Genomic DNA, 1,471 nt, shown 5'->3' on the forward strand with positions numbered 1-1,471 from the left:
GCGGCGTCGAGGACGGTCGCGAGGTGGGCGTGGTGTGCGTCGCCCGTGCCCGGCGGCACCCACGCGGGGTCCGAGCCCACCGTCACGGGGTCGTCGACGCCGAAGACCGCCAAGCCGACGCTGTGGCCGGCGGTCTCGAGCGGTTCGACGGCGCGCGCGGCGGCGTACGCGGACAGCGACGATCCGGAAGGCGTGCCCTCGCGGGCGGTCGCGTCGCTCGCCTCGCGGGCGTCGACGGCGAGCACGACGGCGGCCGCGCGGCGCTCGCGGTAGTTCACCGTCGTGAGCTCGCCGGTCTTCGCGTACCGCCGCCAGTTGATGCGGCTCGCGGGGTCGCCGCGCTGGTACTCCCGCGTGGAGTGGAACTCGATGCCGGGTCCGCCGGAGTCCGTTGGGAGCGTGCCCGCGTGGGCGGTCGTCTGCCGGCCCAGCGGCACGTCGGCGACGCTCACCCGGAAGTCGAGGTCGACCGCGCCGGCCACGTCCGGGTCGACCGTGCGCGCGTTCGTCGCGCTCGCGCCGCGGACGCCGACGGTCGGCGCGTCGAACCGGAACCGCCCGCGGTCCGCGACGACCGTGTACTCGATGGTCGCGGTGCCGTCCGCGGGGAGCGCGAGCGCGGCGTCCGGCGACCCCTCGACGACGCGGAGGTCCGCGGGCACGCCGTCGGCGACGCGGACGTCCGAGAGCGCGCGGTCGCTGGCGTTCTCCACGGTGAGTTCGACGGTCACGCGGTCGCCGGGCAGCGGCGACTCCGCGTCGAACTCGCGGGTCGCGCGCACCGCTTCGTCGCCCCGCGGGACCGAGAGTGCGCCGTAGAGGACGAACGCGAGCGGAATCACGGCCGCGACGAACAGCGCCGACCGGCCGCTGAGGGCGCCCGCGCCGGCGAGCGCGAGCGCGGCCAGCAGGCCGCCGGTGAACCGCGACTGGCTCACCGGGACCCCTCCGTGGCGAGCGCGTGGACCGCGTCGACCGTTCGCTCGACCCGCCGGCGGAACGCCCGGTCCGGGTGGACCCAGCCGCGCAGGCGCTCCCGGAGCGGGTACCGCGGCGCGCGCTCGTCCCCGAGGAACGCCGCCGCCACCGGGTCGCTGGTCCACTCGCCTGACGCGACGGCCTCGCTCGCGTCGTCGACCCCTTGCTTCCGGTCGACCGCTCGTACGGCCGTCTCGCGCACCCGCTCGCGGACCCGCGTTCGGGCGTCGCCCGCGAAGGCGTCGTCGTCCGCGATGCGGTCGAGCGCGCCGTCGACCGGCTGTCCGGGGTCGGCCGCGACGGAGTCGCCGTCCTCGTCCGCGAGCGTCGACGCCGAGGCGGTCGGCTCGCGCTGGCGCCGGCGCCTGAGCGCGTACCCGACGAGCGCGGCGCCGACGACGCCGGTCGCGAGCGTCGCGTCCAGCCCGCTCGCCGCGCCCACGAGCGACGCGGGCGCCAGTCCCACGAGGACGCCGACCGCGACCGCGACGCC

The 1,471-nt window shown here is 77.8% G+C and carries 2 protein-coding genes; both read right to left on the reverse strand.

Features of this window, described 5'->3' with window-relative positions:
• The coding region (locus GJ634_RS16775) for a DUF58 domain-containing protein (RefSeq protein WP_197425562.1) at window positions 1–938 on the reverse strand (938 nt) is incomplete at its 3' end.
• On the reverse strand, window positions 935–1,471 hold a 537-nt coding region (locus GJ634_RS15730; RefSeq protein WP_394350903.1), incomplete at its 5' end, for a hypothetical protein. The genes GJ634_RS15730 and GJ634_RS16775, both read right to left, overlap by 4 nt.

Origin of the sequence: Halobacterium sp. CBA1126 (assembly GCF_009741975.1) — an archaeon.
Taxonomy (GTDB): domain Archaea; phylum Halobacteriota; class Halobacteria; order Halobacteriales; family Halobacteriaceae; genus Halobacterium.